Origin of the sequence: Edaphosphingomonas fennica (assembly GCF_003034225.1) — a bacterium.
In the GTDB taxonomy this organism is placed as follows: domain Bacteria; phylum Pseudomonadota; class Alphaproteobacteria; order Sphingomonadales; family Sphingomonadaceae; genus Sphingomonas_E; species Sphingomonas_E fennica.
Window position 1 is genome coordinate 155,945 of sequence record NZ_PHHF01000042.1, and the last position, 14,584, is coordinate 170,528.

Annotated in this window: 14 protein-coding genes; 5 read left to right on the forward strand and 9 right to left on the reverse strand. The window is 68.1% G+C overall.

The window, feature by feature from the left end; translation table 11 throughout:
* Positions 1 to 31 precede the first annotated feature (31 nt).
* The gene (locus CV103_RS10105) at positions 32 to 415 is read right to left on the reverse strand and encodes a VOC family protein (protein ID WP_107394827.1); all 384 of its coding nucleotides are present in this window, start codon (positions 413 to 415) and stop codon (positions 32 to 34) included.
* 202 nt (positions 416 to 617) lie between these two features.
* On the opposite strand from CV103_RS10105, the gene CV103_RS10110 reads away from it, so the two are divergent.
* Positions 618 to 3,389 (forward strand): TonB-dependent receptor, encoded by a 2,772-nt coding sequence (locus CV103_RS10110; RefSeq protein ID WP_170112607.1) that lies wholly within the window; start codon positions 618 to 620, stop codon positions 3,387 to 3,389.
* A gap of 99 nt (positions 3,390 to 3,488) precedes the next feature.
* Here CV103_RS10110 and CV103_RS10115 read toward each other — a convergent pair whose 3' ends face one another.
* Together CV103_RS10115 and CV103_RS10120 are read right to left on the reverse strand one after the other, a co-directional pair.
* Entirely contained in the window at positions 3,489 to 4,259 is a 771-nt protein-coding gene (locus CV103_RS10115) for a VOC family protein (protein ID WP_107394829.1), read from the reverse strand.
* Between the two features lie 29 nt (positions 4,260 to 4,288).
* On the reverse strand, positions 4,289 to 5,047 hold the full coding sequence (locus CV103_RS10120) for a DUF899 domain-containing protein (protein ID WP_107394830.1): 759 nt from the start codon (positions 5,045 to 5,047) through the stop codon (positions 4,289 to 4,291).
* Positions 5,048 to 5,151: 104 nt separating this feature from the next.
* Between CV103_RS10120 and CV103_RS10125 the strand changes: the two genes are divergently transcribed.
* The gene (locus CV103_RS10125; protein ID WP_107394831.1) at positions 5,152 to 5,592 is read left to right on the forward strand and encodes a MarR family winged helix-turn-helix transcriptional regulator; all 441 of its coding nucleotides are present in this window, start codon (positions 5,152 to 5,154) and stop codon (positions 5,590 to 5,592) included.
* A 90-nt stretch (positions 5,593 to 5,682) separates the two neighbouring features.
* Positions 5,683 to 8,121: a zinc-dependent metalloprotease gene (locus tag CV103_RS10130; RefSeq protein ID WP_107394832.1), complete on the forward strand. Its 2,439-nt coding sequence runs from the start codon at positions 5,683 to 5,685 to the stop codon at positions 8,119 to 8,121.
* Positions 8,122 to 8,241: 120 nt separating this feature from the next.
* On the opposite strand, the gene CV103_RS10135 is transcribed toward CV103_RS10130, so the two are convergent.
* The 5 genes from CV103_RS10135 to rpmF form a co-directional block, all read right to left on the reverse strand.
* Positions 8,242 to 8,604, reverse strand: coding sequence for a MerR family transcriptional regulator (locus CV103_RS10135; protein ID WP_015459089.1), 363 nt, complete (start codon positions 8,602 to 8,604; stop codon positions 8,242 to 8,244).
* Positions 8,605 to 8,626: 22 nt separating this feature from the next.
* Entirely contained in the window at positions 8,627 to 8,926 is a 300-nt protein-coding gene (locus CV103_RS10140) for an integration host factor subunit alpha (RefSeq protein ID WP_015459090.1), read from the reverse strand.
* 114 nt (positions 8,927 to 9,040) lie between these two features.
* Complete coding sequence (locus CV103_RS10145) at positions 9,041 to 10,003, reverse strand: beta-ketoacyl-ACP synthase III (protein WP_107394833.1); 963 nt, start codon at positions 10,001 to 10,003, stop codon at positions 9,041 to 9,043.
* Positions 10,000 to 11,037 (reverse strand): phosphate acyltransferase PlsX, encoded by a 1,038-nt coding sequence (gene plsX / locus CV103_RS10150; RefSeq protein ID WP_015459092.1) that lies wholly within the window; start codon positions 11,035 to 11,037, stop codon positions 10,000 to 10,002. Before plsX ends, CV103_RS10145 begins: the two co-directional genes overlap by 4 nt.
* 154 nt (positions 11,038 to 11,191) lie before the next feature.
* The gene (gene rpmF, locus CV103_RS10155; protein ID WP_015459093.1) at positions 11,192 to 11,371 is read right to left on the reverse strand and encodes a 50S ribosomal protein L32; all 180 of its coding nucleotides are present in this window, start codon (positions 11,369 to 11,371) and stop codon (positions 11,192 to 11,194) included.
* Between the two features lie 197 nt (positions 11,372 to 11,568).
* Here rpmF and CV103_RS10160 point away from each other — a divergent pair, with 197 nt between their 5' ends.
* The gene (locus CV103_RS10160) at positions 11,569 to 12,000 is read left to right on the forward strand and encodes an MAPEG family protein (protein WP_015459094.1); all 432 of its coding nucleotides are present in this window, start codon (positions 11,569 to 11,571) and stop codon (positions 11,998 to 12,000) included.
* A 20-nt stretch (positions 12,001 to 12,020) separates the two neighbouring features.
* On the opposite strand, the gene CV103_RS10165 is transcribed toward CV103_RS10160, so the two are convergent.
* Positions 12,021 to 12,689, reverse strand: a complete 669-nt coding sequence (locus tag CV103_RS10165; protein ID WP_107394834.1) for an MBL fold metallo-hydrolase — start codon at positions 12,687 to 12,689, stop codon at positions 12,021 to 12,023.
* Between the two features lie 44 nt (positions 12,690 to 12,733).
* Between CV103_RS10165 and pabB the strand changes: the two genes are divergently transcribed.
* Positions 12,734 to 14,494, forward strand: a complete 1,761-nt coding sequence (gene pabB, locus CV103_RS10170; RefSeq protein WP_107394835.1) for an aminodeoxychorismate synthase component I — start codon at positions 12,734 to 12,736, stop codon at positions 14,492 to 14,494.
* Positions 14,495 to 14,584: the final 90 nt, after the last annotated feature.

Consider the following 14,584-nt stretch of genomic DNA (forward strand, 5'->3'; position numbering starts at 1 on the left):
AACGCCGTCCTAGCGCCCTCGTCCTGCCCTGTCAGGCCCCGGCGGGCGGTTCCCACAATTCGATCGGATTGCCTTCCGGGTCGCGGATGCGGGCGAAGCGGCCGGTTTCGGGCGTATCCCAATCGTCGCGGGTGATGATGGCGATGCCGGCGGCGCGGAGGCGTTGGAGGAGCGCGTCGAGCCCTTCGACCCTGAGGTTCAGCATCCATTGATGATCGGCCGCGAAATAATCGGTGTCGGCGGCGAAGGGCTGGAAGACGACCGGGCCGGCGGCGACCCGCCATGCCCAGTCGTCCGGGCTGTCGCCCGCCGGGCCGCACCCCGCCCCGACGCCGAGATGATCGCGATACCAGGCCGTCAAGGCTTGCGGATCGGCGGCGCGAAAGAAAAGGCCGCCTATGCCAAGCACACCCATTTTCCCACTCCTTTGTCAAAGCCAAGCATTCCGTAAGGGAAGGTGGAGAAATTAAGTATCAGATTGAAATCTATTTAGTCTGGTCTGTTGCAGAAACGTCGCAAGTCCCCGCTTTTTCCTATCCCGATGCACGGATTGCACTTGGCCGCCGGGAAGTTGTGAGCTTACGTATACGGCAATCAGAAAAATTGGGGGAGTGATGATGAACAAGGCGCTTTGGCTGCTCTCATCCGCTTTTGTGGGGTTCGCGGCACCCGCTCTGGCCCAGGACCAGGCCGAAACCGCCGCGCGGGACGCGGCGATCGTGCAGCAGGGAGACATTATCGTCACGGCGACGCGGCGCAGCCAGGCGCTGTCGGACGTGCCGATCGCAGTTTCGGCGATCACGGCGGATACGCTGCAGAATTCGGGCGCGTCGGATATCCGCCAGCTCAACCAGGTATCGCCCTCGCTGCTCGTTTCCTCCACCTCGTCCGAAGCGGGCGCGGGCGTGGCGCGCATCCGCGGCGTCGGCACGGTGGGCGACAATCCGGGCCTGGAAAGCTCGGTCGCGACCTTCATCGACGGCGTCTACCGCAACCGATCGGGCGTGGGCCTGACGGAGCTTGGCGCGATCGACCGGATCGAGGTGCTGCGCGGCCCGCAGGGCACGCTGTTCGGCCGCAACGCTTCCGCCGGCCTGATCTCCGTCATCACCGCCAAGCCCAAGTTCGAGCATGAGGGCACCGCCGAGCTTACCTACGGCAATTACGATTATTGGCGCGCCCAGCTCGGCCTGACCGGGCCGATCACCGATACGCTCGCCTTCCGGCTGGACGGCGTCTATGCCAAGCGCGACGGCTTCATCAAGGATCTGATTTCCGGCCGCGACATCAACAATCGCGATCGCTGGCTGGCGCGCGGCCAGTTGCTCTACGAACCCACCGACGAGCTTTCGGTGCGGATCATCGGCGACTATTCCGATCGTAACGAGGAATGCTGCGCGGCGCCCTATCTGCCGGCGCGCAACGTGACGCGCGCGGCGGACGGCAGCCTCGTCTTCGGCCCGTCCACCGTGGCGGGCATCCTGCGCGGCCTGGGCGCTACCGTCCCGCAGGATCCCTATGCCCGCCGCGTTGCCATCACGCCGGGCCAGTCCTATCGCGGCGACGTGCGCGACTGGGGCCTTTCGGGCGAGGTGAATTACGATCTGGGCGAGGCGCAGATCACCTCGATCACCGCCTATCGCAACTGGCGGTGGAAGCGCGGCCAGGACGCGGATTTCAACAATCTCGATCTGCTGCACCGCCAGGACGACGGCAGCGCCAACCAGCGCTTCAAGACCTTCACGCAGGAATTGCGGGTGCAGGGCAAGGCCTTCGACGGCAAGCTGGACTGGCTGGTCGGCGGCTATTTCGCCAATGAAGACCTGACCTTGAACGACAATCTGACGTTGGGTTCGGACTTCCAGGACTTCGCCAACTGCCTGCTGGCGGCGAACCTGGGCGCGCAGCTCGGCGCGCCGAGCCTGCTGTCGCTGCAGGGCACGAACTGCTTCAACCCCGCCGTGGGCGGGGCGATCGCCAGCAATCCCGGCGTGCCGGCGAATATCCGCCAGCTCGTGGGCCTGCTGAGCGGGCTGGCGCCGGGCGTGCCGGTGGGCGGATATAATGCGCTGGCGGCCGCGCTGGGCATGCCGGGCGCCTCGCTCAGCAATGTCGGCAGCCGCGATCATTACAAGCAGAACAGCCGCAACTTCGCCTTCTTCACCCATAATGTGTTCGAGGTGACCGACCAGATCAGCGTCACGCTGGGCGGCCGCTACACCAACGAACGCAAGACGCTGGATGCCAGCTTCCAGGATATCGACAACGATATCTGCCCGGCGATCAGCGTGTCGCCCTTCTCCGCGCTCCAGCAGCTCGCCTGCCTGATACCGTCGGTGCCCGGCGGCGCCTTCGCGCAGGACAATGCGAAGAAGAAGGAGGACGAATTCACCTATACGGCCGTGCTGAGCTACAAGCCGATCGAGGAGCTGCTGCTCTATGCCAGCTATTCGAAGGGCTATAAGGCCGGCGGCTTCAATCTCGATCGCAACAGCCTCGATCGCGCGGGCCGGATCGCCTACACGGACGGATCGACGCTGGTGAACGGCACCGGCGCGATCGGCGCCGGCAATGCGCGCGCGCCCAACCTGCAGCAGCTCACCTTCAAGCCCGAAGGCGTGCACGCCACCGAAATCGGCGCCAAGTTCAACGGGCGCGGCTTCGACCTCAATCTTTCCGCTTTCTACCAGGTGTTCGACAACTTCCAGCTCAACACTTTCAACGGCGTGAACTTCGTGGTCGAGAGCATCAACGCCTGCAAGTCGGACCTGGGCGGCGCGCCGACCGATAATGACAGCACCAATGGCGCCTGCCCCGGCAAGACCAAGGGCGGCGTGGTCAGCAAGGGCGTCGAGGCGGAAGCCTATATGACGCTTTCGCCCAACTTCATGGTGATGCAGGGCTTCACCTACGCCGACACCAAATATCGCAAGAATCTGGTGGGTGCGGACGGCAAGCCGCTGAACGCCGCCTTCTTCCAGCTTCCCGGATCGCGGCTGTCCAACTCCTCGCTCTATACCCTGACCGGATCGGCGACCTGGACGCCCGATATCGGATGGAACGGGCTGAAGGGCCTGGTCTATGCCGACTATCGCTATCAGAGCGGGATCAACACCGGCTCGGACCTCGATATCGAAAAGCGGCAGCAGGGCGTGATGGTGGTCAATGCCCGCGTCGGCCTGACGGGCGGCGACGGCCAGTGGGGCATCGAATTCTGGGGCCAGAACCTGTTCAACACCAACTACATGCAGGTGGCCTTCGATTCCCCCGGTCAGGGCAGCGGCACCACCGGGCAGACCGCCGCCTTCGGCACGCCTTCCACCCAGCTGTTCAACGCCTTCCTGGCGGAACCGCGCACCTATGGCGTGACGGTGCGGACGAAGTTCTGATCGGCACGGGCGGGCCGGGGGAGGGGATGTCCTTCCCCGGCCCGCCGGCCCGACTGGAAAGGGGCGGCCATCGGCCCGCCCCTTTTTTCCTGGCGGTTTTCAGCGCTTCGGCGCGACCAGCGCGAACATCGCGCCCTGGGGATCGGTCGCCTGGATGATCCAGGCGCCGCCCGGCACCTCCATCGGCCCGTTGACCACGGTGCCGCCTGCCGCCTTCACCCGGTCGACCGCGGCGTCGATCGCATCGACATCGAAATAATAGCACCAGGCCGGGCCGTCGAAGCCGTCCGGGCGGCGCATCATGCCGCCGATGATCTGGTCGCCGGGGCCATAGAGCTGGTAGGTGCCCATCGGCCCCATGTCGATCGCGTCGCCCTTCCGCCAGCCGAAGCGGCCGGCATAGAAATCGAGCGCGGCGGCGGGATCGGGGGATAGCAGCTCGTGCCAGGAACCGTGGCCGGGTTCCATCGGCTTCAGCCGGGCGGCGGTGGCGTCCACGGGTTCGGTGATGAGGGCGATGGTGGCGCCCTGCGGATCGGAAACGATCGCGAAGCGGCCGACGCCGGGTATGTCGTGCGGTCCCATATGCAGCTTGCCGCCATTGGCCGCGAAATCGGCGGCCGACGCATCGACGTCCTCGACCGCGACATAGCCGATCCAGCCGGGCTTGCCGTCCGCGCCCATGCCGTCGGCAATGGCCATCGATCCGCCGATGGGGACCCCGTTCACCGTGAACAGGCCGTAATCGACGCCGGGCATGCCCGAATCCTGCACCTGCCAGCCGACGACCTTCGCATAGAAATCCCGCGCGGCGGCGGGCGCGTCGGTCAGCAGCTCATACCAGGCGAAGCGGCCATGATGGGGGTTCATCGCGCGATCTCCATCTTCCGGGGCAAGGATCAGGCGGCGGCCTGGGAGGATGCGCTGCCGCAGCAGCTTGCCGGGGCCGCATCCTCATATTCGTCATGCCGGCGCAGCCAGTCCATCGTGCTTTCCTCGTTGCGGCCGAACGGCGCGCGATCGAGGATCATGTAGGTGCCCAGCACCTCCTCCAGCCCGCGCCCGTAAGTGGAATAGGTGTGGAAGATCTGGCCCGCCTCGTCCTTGTGGAAGGCGCTGAGGCCGGGCATCTCGCCGGTCGCGGAGGTGGGCTCGTAATTATAGATGGCGGTGCCGGCGGCGACGTCCTCAGCCGTGAAGGTCACGCCGAAATCGCGGTTGAAATCGGAATCGTGGGAGGATGCCCAGGGGAAATGCCAGCCCATGCGGCGGCGATAGGCCTCGATCCGGTCCAGCGGCGCGCGGGATACGGCCGTGACGGTGACGTCATGATGGTTGAGATGGGCGAGCGTGCCGCCGAGATGATCGGCAAGGAAGGAACAGCCCGGACAGCCGGCCTCCCATTCGGGCGGCAGCATGAAATGATAGATGACGAGCTGGCTGCGCCCGTCGAACAGATCGGCCAGCGATCGGCGGCCGGCGGGCGTATCGAACATGTAATCCTTGTCGATCCGCACCCAGGGCAGCGCCAGGCGCTTGGCCGTCAGGCGATCCCGCTCGCGGGTATAGGCCTTTTCCTGCGCGAGGAGGGCCTTGCGCGCCTCCAGCCATTCCTCGCGGCTGGCGACGGCGTGATGGGTGGTGGACTGGGTCTGCATCGTCACTCTCCTGGGCCTTGCGGAGGGGCGGCCGCGCCCCGGCGACGTCCCGTTTTCCCCGAGTCTCGCTTGACTTTTTAGGTTGATATCAACATATATCGATCATGTCAAAAGCGGTCGCCGTTCCTTTTGAAACCACGCTGCTCGTGCGCGATTCCTGCCTCTGCCTGCATGTGCAGCGGGCGGCGCGGGCGCTGGCCCGCCGGTTCGACGAGGCCCTGCGCCCCGTGGGGCTGACCAGCGGGCAATTCTCGCTGATGATGTCCCTCAACCGGCCGTTTCCGCCGACGATGAAGGCGGTAGCGGAGCTGCTGGCGATGGACCGGACGACGCTGACCGCCGCGTTGAAGCCGCTGGAACGGCGCGGATTGGTGACGGTGGCGGTCGACCCGGACGACCGGCGCAGCCGGCGGCTGGCGTTGACCGAGGCGGGCCGCACTCTGCTCGCGGCCGCCGTGCCGATCTGGGAACGCACCCATGCCGCGATCGAGGTGCAGGCGGGCGATGCCGATGCGCTGCGCGGCAGCCTGCGCGCCATCGCCTGATCCCTTTATTTTCCTCATTCCGCGAAGGGCTTGTCGCCGCCTCCCGCCACCGGTAGCGACGAGTGAGGGAAATCGAGGGCGAGGGGGCATATGATCCGCAACTTCCTGATCGGAACCGCGCTGGCCGCGCTTGTGGCGCCGGCCGTCCATGCCGCGCCCGCCGCGCCGCAAAAGGCGCTCGAAGGCACGGTGCGGGCGGAAGGGCTGCTGCCCGTGCATGTCGATCGCGATCGCGGCCGTATCCTGCTGTCGCTGCCGGCGCCGGATGCGGACGGGATAGCGGGCCGCTTCCTCTATGCCACCGCGCTCCGCACCGGCGTGGGCTCCGCGCCGATCGGGCTCGACAAGGCGCTCAACGGGCCGACCCAGATCCTCGTCTTCCGCCGGATCGGCGGCAAGATCGCCGTGGAGTTCGAAAATCCCCGTTTCCGGGCGACCGGGGCGCCCGCGCCCGAGCAGGCGGCGGCGCGGGACAGCTTCGCCTACAGCACGATCTGGATGGGCGATGTCGCCGGCACCGAGGTCGGCGGCCGCCTGCTTGTCGACATATCGGGCTTCCTCACGCGCGACGTGATCGGCATCGCCGATGCGCTGAAGCGGGGCGGGGCGCCGGGCTTCAAGCTGATCGATGCGCTGAGCGCGGCCGATCCGGCGGCGGTGAAGGTGTTTCCCGACAATATCGAACTGGAGGCGCGGCAGACCTATGCCTCCGAAACGCCGGGGGAGGAGATCGCCAACATCGCCCCCGATCCGCGCCAGATCAGCCTCGTCGTCCGCCATTCGCTTATCCGCCTGCCGGATGCCGGCTACCAGCCGCGCCGGTTCGATCCTCGCGCGGGCGGCTTCGCCAGCCAGGCGGTGGATTATGCCGTGCCGCTGGGCAGCCCGATCGTCTACGATCTCGCCAACCGCTTCCGGCTGGAGAAGCTGGACCCGGCTGCGCCGCGATCGAAGGTGAGGAAGCCGATCGTCTTCTACATCGATCGCTCCGCGCCGGAGCCGATCCGCAGCGCGCTGCGCGACGGCGTCGCCTGGTGGGCGAAGGCGTTCGAGGCGGCGGGCTATGAGGATGCGTTCCGCGCCGAGATATTGCCCGAGGGCGCCGATCCGCTCGACGTGCGCTACAATGTCGTCAACTGGGTGAACCGGGCGACGCGGGGATGGTCCTACGGCCAGGTGATCGCCGATCCGCGCACGGGCGAGATCGTCAAGGGATCGGTGCTGCTGGGCTCGCTGCGCGTGCGGCAGGACATGCTGATCTTCGAAGGGCTGGTGGGGGCCGACAAGGTGGGATCGGGCGGGCCCGATGATCCGGCGCAGGTCGCGCTCGCCCGGCTGCGGCAGCTCGCCGCGCACGAGGTGGGGCATGCGCTGGGCCTCGTCCACAATTTCGCGGCCAGCACGCAGGATCGCGCATCGGTGATGGATTATCCGGCGCCGCGCATCGGCCTGAAGGATGGCGTGCCCGACCTTTCCGATGCCTATGGCGTGGGCGTGGGCCGGTGGGACCTGTTCGCGGTCGACTGGCTTTATGGCGCGCCGGCGCCCGGCGAGGATGCCGATCGCGCGGCGGCGGCCAAGGCGGCGGCGATGCAGGCGGCGGGCCTCCGCTTCGCCAGCGACGGCGATGCGCGCGCCGTGGACACCAGCCACCGCTGGGCGAGCCTGTGGGACGACGGCGCCGATCCGGTGGCGGAGCTGAATCGCATGATGGCGGTGCGCCGCGCCGCGATCGGCCATTTCGGGCTGGCGGCGCTCCATCCCGGCGAACCGGTGAGCAACCTGCGCCGCAAGTTCGTGCCGATCTGGCTGCTGCATCGCTATCAGGTGGAGGCGGCCGCCAAGCTGATCGGCGGCGTGGACTTCGCTTATGCCGTGCGCGGCGACGGGCATGAGGTGGCGCGGCCCGTGCCGGCCGATGCGCAGGCGGCGGCGATCGATGCGCTGATCGCCACGCTTTCGCCCGAGGCGTTGACGGTGCCCGCCGGCCTGCTGCCGCTGATGTCGGCCGGCAAGGAAGGCAATGACGATCGCCAGTTCGATATCGAGGTGTTCGCCAATGCCGGCGGGCCGATCTTCGATCCGCTGGCCGCTGCCGATGCCGCCGCGACGGTGACGCTGAACGCGCTGCTGGCACCCGAGCGGCTGACGCGGGTGGCGCGGCAGGACGGGCCGGGCGTGGCCGGCCTGATCGACAGGCTGACGGCGGCGGTGATCGACAACCGGCCCGGCGAGCTCGGCCGCCGCGTCGCCTGGCGCACCCTGCTGACGCTGGCGGCCACGGCGCGCGACGGGGATAGCGATCCCGGCGTCGCGGCGCTGATCGAGGATCGGCTGGCCGGCATCGCGACGCGGCTGGCGAAGGTTTCGGGCGCCACGGCCGATGCGGCCTGGAGCCGCAGCACGGGCCGGTTGCTGCAGGATCGCAGCGCGCTGGACAAGCTCGCCGCCGCCCAGTCCAAGGTATCGCGCGTGCCGCCGGGCATGCCCATCGGCGGCGGCGAGAGCGACTGGATGGCCCTGCCCTGAGGCGGACGGAGGGGACGGCTGCGCGAGCGAATCGCCACCCCCGTTTCAGGCCCTTGGGCGTCGCGGGGCAAATGCCGATCGGCTCTGGAATCCGCCGCTGGCTTGCCGGCGCGGTGGGGCTCAGTCGGCGGCGAGAGCGGCGCGCAGTTCGTCCCGCACCGATTCGAGCGCGGCGATCAGATCGTCATCGTTGGGCGCGGGCGCCGGTGCGGAATCGGCGGGCGCCGTGGCCGATGCTGCAAGCAATTGCTGCACGCCCTTGATGGTATAGCCCTCGCGGTTGAGCAGCGCATCGATGCGGCGGACGAGCGCGATATCGGCAGGGCGATAATAACGGCGGTTGCCGGCGCGCTGCAGCGGGCGAAGCTGCGGAAAGCGCGTTTCCCAATAACGCAGCACATGCTGCGCGATGCCCAGGTCCTGGGCGACCTCGCCGATCGTGCGGAAGGCGGAATCGGCCTTGTCTGTGCGACCCGATTCCACGCGACCGGCCAGGTTTATCCGCTCAGCCCGCCTTGACGATGCGATCGCGCATCATCTGGCTGGCGCGGAAGGTGAGCACGCGGCGGGGCGCGATCGGCACTTCCACCCCCGTCTTCGGATTGCGGCCCATGCGTTCCCCCTTGTCGCGCAGCACGAAGCTGCCGAATCCGGAGATCTTCACATTCTCGCCGCGCTCCAGCGCCTTGCTCATATGGTCCAGTATCTGTTCAACCATTCCCGCCGATTCGGCCCTGGAAAGGCCGATATTGCGGTGAACAGCTTCGGCCAGGTCCGCTCTGGTCAGGGTGCCTGCCTCGGTCATCAACGTCCCCTTCGTCAAGTCCGTGGGAGAATGACCATACGCCGCAAGGAACGCGACGCAAAGGGTTGATTCCGCAGCCCGTGTGCCAGTTCAGGCCGATGAGGACATCGGCTTTCAGTAGCGGATCGCCGCCGCCCCCCAGGTGAAGCCGCCGCCCATCGCCTCGAACACCAGCAGGTCGCCGCGCTTGATGCGTCCGTCGCGCACCGCCGTATCGAAGGCGAGCGGAACCGACGCGGCCGAGGTGTTGGCGTGCTGGTCGACGGTGACGATCACCTTTTCCGGCGCGAGATGGAGCTTGCGGGCGGTGGCATCGAGGATGCGGCGGTTGGCCTGGTGCGGCACTACCCAATCCACGTCCGCCACGCTGAGGCCGGCCTTGGCCAGCGTTTCGCCCAGCACCGCGGCGAGATTGACCACCGCATGCTTGAACACTTCCGGCCCCTTCATGCGCAGCTTGCCCACCGTCTGCGTGGTCGAAGGGCCGCCATCGACATAAAGAAGCTGGTTGTGCCGGCCGTCGGCATGCAGCGCGACGGAGAGGACGCCGGCGTCGCCGCCTTCCTCGGCCCGTAGCACGATGGCGCCGGCGCCGTCGCCGAACAGCACGCAGGTGGTGCGATCCTCCCAATCGAGGATGCGGCTGAAGGTTTCCGCGCCGATGACGAGCGCGTTGGTGGCGCCGCCCGCGCGGATCATGCTGTCCGCCACCGACAAGGCATAGAGGAAGCCCGAGCAGACCGCCTGCACGTCGAAGGCGACGCAATCGTCGATGCCGAGCGCTGCCTGCACCTTGGTGGCGGTGGCCGGGAAGGTCTGGTCCGGCGTTGCGGTGGCGAGCACGATCAGGTCGATATCGGCGGCGGCCATGCCGGCGGCCTCGAGCGCGCGGCGCGCGGCATCGGTGGCCAGCGTGGCGGTGGTCTCGCCCTCGCCGGCGACGTGGCGGAAGCGGATGCCGGTGCGCTCGACGATCCACTCGTCCGACGTATCGACGGTCTCGGCCAGTTCCGCGTTGGAGATTCGGCGGGCCGGCAGCGCCGATCCGCTACCCGCGATCACGGCCCGGCGGCTCATGCCTTCACCTCGTGCGCGCGGACCTGATCGAGATCCTCGGCGATGCGCCGTCCCAGATCGTTCTTCACCAGACTTGCCGCCACGCCGATCGCATTCGCCACACCTTGTGCATTGGCCCCGCCGTGGCTTTTCACCACCACGCCGTTGAGGCCGAGGAAGACCGCGCCATTATGATTGTTGGGATCGAGACGGTGGCGCAGCAATTCCGTGGCCGGCCGCGAGATCAGGAAGCCGATCTTCGAGCGGACGGAGCTGGTGAAGGCGCGGCGCAGCAGATCGGCGACGAAGCGGGCGGTGCCCTCCATCGTCTTCAGCGCGATATTGCCGGAAAAGCCGTCCGTCACCACGACATCGGTTTCGCCGCGGCCGAGCCGGTCGGCCTCGATGAAGCCTTCGAAGCTCAGATGCAGATGATCCTCGGCGCGCAGGCGGGCGGCGGCATCGCGCAGCTCGTCCGTGCCCTTCAGTTCCTCGGTGCCGATGTTCAGCAGGCTGACGCGCGGCCGTTCGATGCCCAGGGCGCAGCGCGAATAGGCCGCGCCCATGACCGCGAATTCCACGAGGTTGCGGGCATCGCATTCGGTGTTGGCGCCGAGATCCAGCATCACCAGATCATTGTCGCCCAGCGTCGGCAACAGGGCGGCGAGCGCGGGGCGGTCGATGCCCTTCATGGTGCGCAGCGCGAGCTTGGCCATCGCCATCAGCGCGCCGGTATTGCCGGCGGAGACGGCGGCTTCGGCCTGATGCTGCTTCACCGCCGCGATGGCGAGGCCCATCGACGTGGTCTTGGCGCGGCGGATCGCCTGGCTGGGCTTGTCCTCGCCGCTGATCGCCTCGGGCGCGTGGGCGATTTCCGCCCGTCCGGCGAGGGCGGGATGGCGCGCGAGTTCGGGCCCGACGACGCTTTCGTCGCCGAACAGGATGAAGCTGAGCGATGGATCGCGCGCGGCGGCCAGCGCCGCGCCTTCCAGCATGATCGCGGGGCCGCCGTCGCCGCCCATCGCATCGATGGCGATTCGCGGCGTTCCTGCCATGACCCCTCTTCTCCTCAGACCCCGATCCGACGGGCGCGAATCGCCACCGTCGATCCCATCAAGGTCTCAACCGCTGGAACAGGCCGGACCGGCGATCCAAATCGCGGCGCCAGGCGCCCCGATTCGCTATCGCCAGAAAGACCGGCCGACCGGTTCAGGCTTCGACCGAAACGATCTCGCGACCATTATAGTGGCCGCACGCGTTGCACAGGTTGTGCGGGCGCTTCAGCTCGCCGCAGTTCGGGCATTCCTGAAAGGATTCGACCGAAAGCGCATCGTGGCTGCGGCGCATGTTACGCCGCGACGGCGAAGTTTTTCTCTTAGGGACGGCCATCTCGGCACCTGTTCCATCTGTGCAAAAAAGAATAAGCGACGAGTTTCGCCGCCAGCGGACCCGCACCCGTCGGGGTGGAGGACCAAGCGGCCAGGCTCGTCGCGAACGGGTGCCCTATAGCGATTTCGGTCCATGTTGCAAGCTGCCGTGCGCCGTGCGAACCAGTTCATTGACAAAAATGGAGGGGGAACAGCCGCATGACGATCCTGCCGATCACGCTGACCTTCGCCGCGGCGGCGACGATCATCAACCTCTGGCTGGGCTTCCGGGTGAGCCAGATCCGCACCAGCGCCAAGGTGCTGACCGGCGACGGCGGCAATCCGCTGCTTCTCGCCCGAATGCGCGCGCATGCCAACTATACGGAATATACGCCCTTCTTCCTGATCCTGGTCGGCCTGATCGAGCTGGCGCGCGGATCGCAGCTCTGGCTGTCGATTCTGGCGGCGGCCTTCGTGGTGGGGCGCATCCTCCACGCCTTCGGGATGGACAGCGTGGATAAGCCCGCCAAGGGGCGGATCATCGGCATCCTCGTCACATGGCTGGTGCTGATCGGCCTTGCCGGCTGGGCGCTGGTGATCGCCTATCTCGGCATGCCGACGCCGGTGACGGCGGACATGGTGGCCGGCTGATTCGGATCGGCGCGGCGGGCTTATCCCCGCGCCAGCACCTGATCGGCGACGAACGGGTTGGTCTGCCGTTCGTGGCCGAAGGTGGACATCGGGCCATGGCCGCAGACGAAGGCGGTTTCCGCCCCCAGCGGCCAGAGCTTGCGGGTGATCGCGTCGATCAGGTCGGCATGGTTGCCCATCGGAAAGTCGGTCCGGCCGATCGATCCCTGGAACAGCACGTCGCCGACGATGGCCAGCCGCGAGGGCGCGTGGTGGAACACGACATGGCCGGGCGTGTGGCCGGGGCAGTGGATCACGTCCAGCACCAGATCGCCCACCGTCACCGTGTCGCCGTCGCCAAGCCAGCGATCGGGCTCGAACGGCTGGCCCTCGATCCCGTAATTGCGGCCGTCGTCGGCCAGCCGCGCGATCCAGAAGCGGTCGTCCTCGTGCGGGCCTTCGATCGGCACGCCAAGCTCCCGGGCGAGGATGCCGGTGCCACCGCAATGATCGATATGGCCGTGGGTGACGAGCAGCTTTTCCACGGTGACGCCCGCTTTCTCCGCCGCCGCCTTCAGCCGGGGCAGATCGCCGCCGGCATCGATGAAGGCGCCGCGCATCGTCCGGGTGCACCAGATCAGCGTGCAATTCTGCTGGAGCGGAGTGACGGGCACGATGGCCGCGCGGAGCGGGGGGACGGTCTCAGTCATCGACGGGGGTTTACGAAAGGGCTTCCGGCGCGGCAACAGGCGGCGTGACGATCGACAGCGACCAGCCCTTCATCCTCCTGGACGACGCCCGCACGGACGGCGGCGGCGCGCGGCTCTACGTGCGGCCCATCGAGGTGGTTTCGGCGTCGCGGCTGGATGAGGTGGCGCCCGCGCTGGCGGCGCTGCGCGCGGCTGCCGCGCGGGGCCTGCATGCGGCGGGCTATATCGGTTACGAGGCCGGGCTGGCGCTGGAAGGGCGGCTCGATCGGCTGCCGGTGGCCCAGGGCGGCGCGCCGCTTCTGTGGTTCGGGCTGTTCGAGGGATTTTCCCGGCCCGATGCGGATGCGCTCGCCGCGATGCTGGGCGATCCGGCGGGGGCATGGGCGGGGGCCCCGCGCCCGCGCATCGCCTTTGCGGCCTATGCCGCCGCCTTCGATCGGGTGGCGGGCTATATTGCGGCGGGCGACATCTATCAGGCGAATCTCAGCTTCCGGGCCGACGTCCCAATGGCCGGCGATCCGCTTGCGCTCTACGCCGCGATGCGCAGCGCCAGCCGGGGCGGCTGGGGCGGGGTGGTCTTCACCGGCCGGCACTGGCTGCTCTCCTGCTCGCCGGAGCTGTTCTTCACGCTGGAGGAAGGGCGCCTCACCGCCCGGCCGATGAAGGGAACCGCGCGGCGCGATGCCGATCCCGCCCGCGATGCGGCGCTGGCCGGGTCGCTGGCCGCCGATGCCAAGGAACGCGCCGAGAATCTGATGATCGTCGATCTGCTGCGCAACGATCTCGCCCGCGTGGCGGAGGCCGGCAGCGTGGCGGTGCCCGCTCTGTTCACCGTGGAAACATACCCGACCATCCACACCCTCACCTCCACCGTCGCCGCGCGGCTGGCGCCGGGGCGCGACGCGGTGGACGTATTGGCGGCGATATTCCCTTGCGGATCGGTGACGGGCGCCCCCAAGATCCGCGCGATGGAAATCATCGCCGGGGTGGAGGCCGACGCCCGCGGCCCCTATACGGGGTCGATCGGCTGGCTCGATCCGGCGGGCGATGCGGCGTTCAACGTCGCGATTCGCACGCTGGCGATGGAACAGGGGAGCAGGGTTGCGGAACTGGGGCTGGGATCGGCGGTGGTCGCCGATTCGACCGCGGCGGGCGAATGGCGCGAGTGCCTGGCCAAGGGCGCGTTCGTGACGGCGGCTATGCGCCCGTTCGATCTGATCGAGACGATGCGGTTCGACGCCGCCGGCGGGCTGGTGGAGCTGGAACGCCACCTCGCCCGCATGAAGGCATCGGCCGATGCGCTGGATTTCCCGTTCGACCGCCACGTCGCCCGCAACGAATTGCAGGCCGCGACCTTCCGGTTGCGCGATCCGCGCCGCGTGCGCCTGATGCTTTCGCCGAGCGGGGCGCTGGCGGTGGAGGTGCGGCCGCTGCCCGCCAATCCCGCCGTGGCGAACGTGGCCATGGCGCCGCTGCCGGTGGCGCCGGGCGATTTCCGCCTGCGGCACAAGACCAGCGATCGCGCCGCGCATGATGATGCGCGCCGCGCCGCCGGCACTTTCGAGGTGCTGTTCACCGATCCCGAAGGCCGGCTGACCGAGGGCAGCTTCACCAGCCTGTTCGTGGCGCGCGGCGGCCGGCTGGTGACGCCGCCGCTGGAGCGCGGGCTGCTGCCCGGCATCCTCCGCGAGGTGCTGATCGCCGAGGGCCGCGCCGAGGAGGGGGACGTCGCGCCCGCCGACCTGGCCGGCGGCTTCTTCATCGGCAATTCGCTGCGTGGGCTGATCCCGGCGCGACTGGTTTGAAACTTCGCTGCTAGGGCCGGGACTCATAACCACCATGTGATGGCGGCGGCGAGGTGGATGCTGCCGAGGAAGACATCGGCGCGGCGGTCA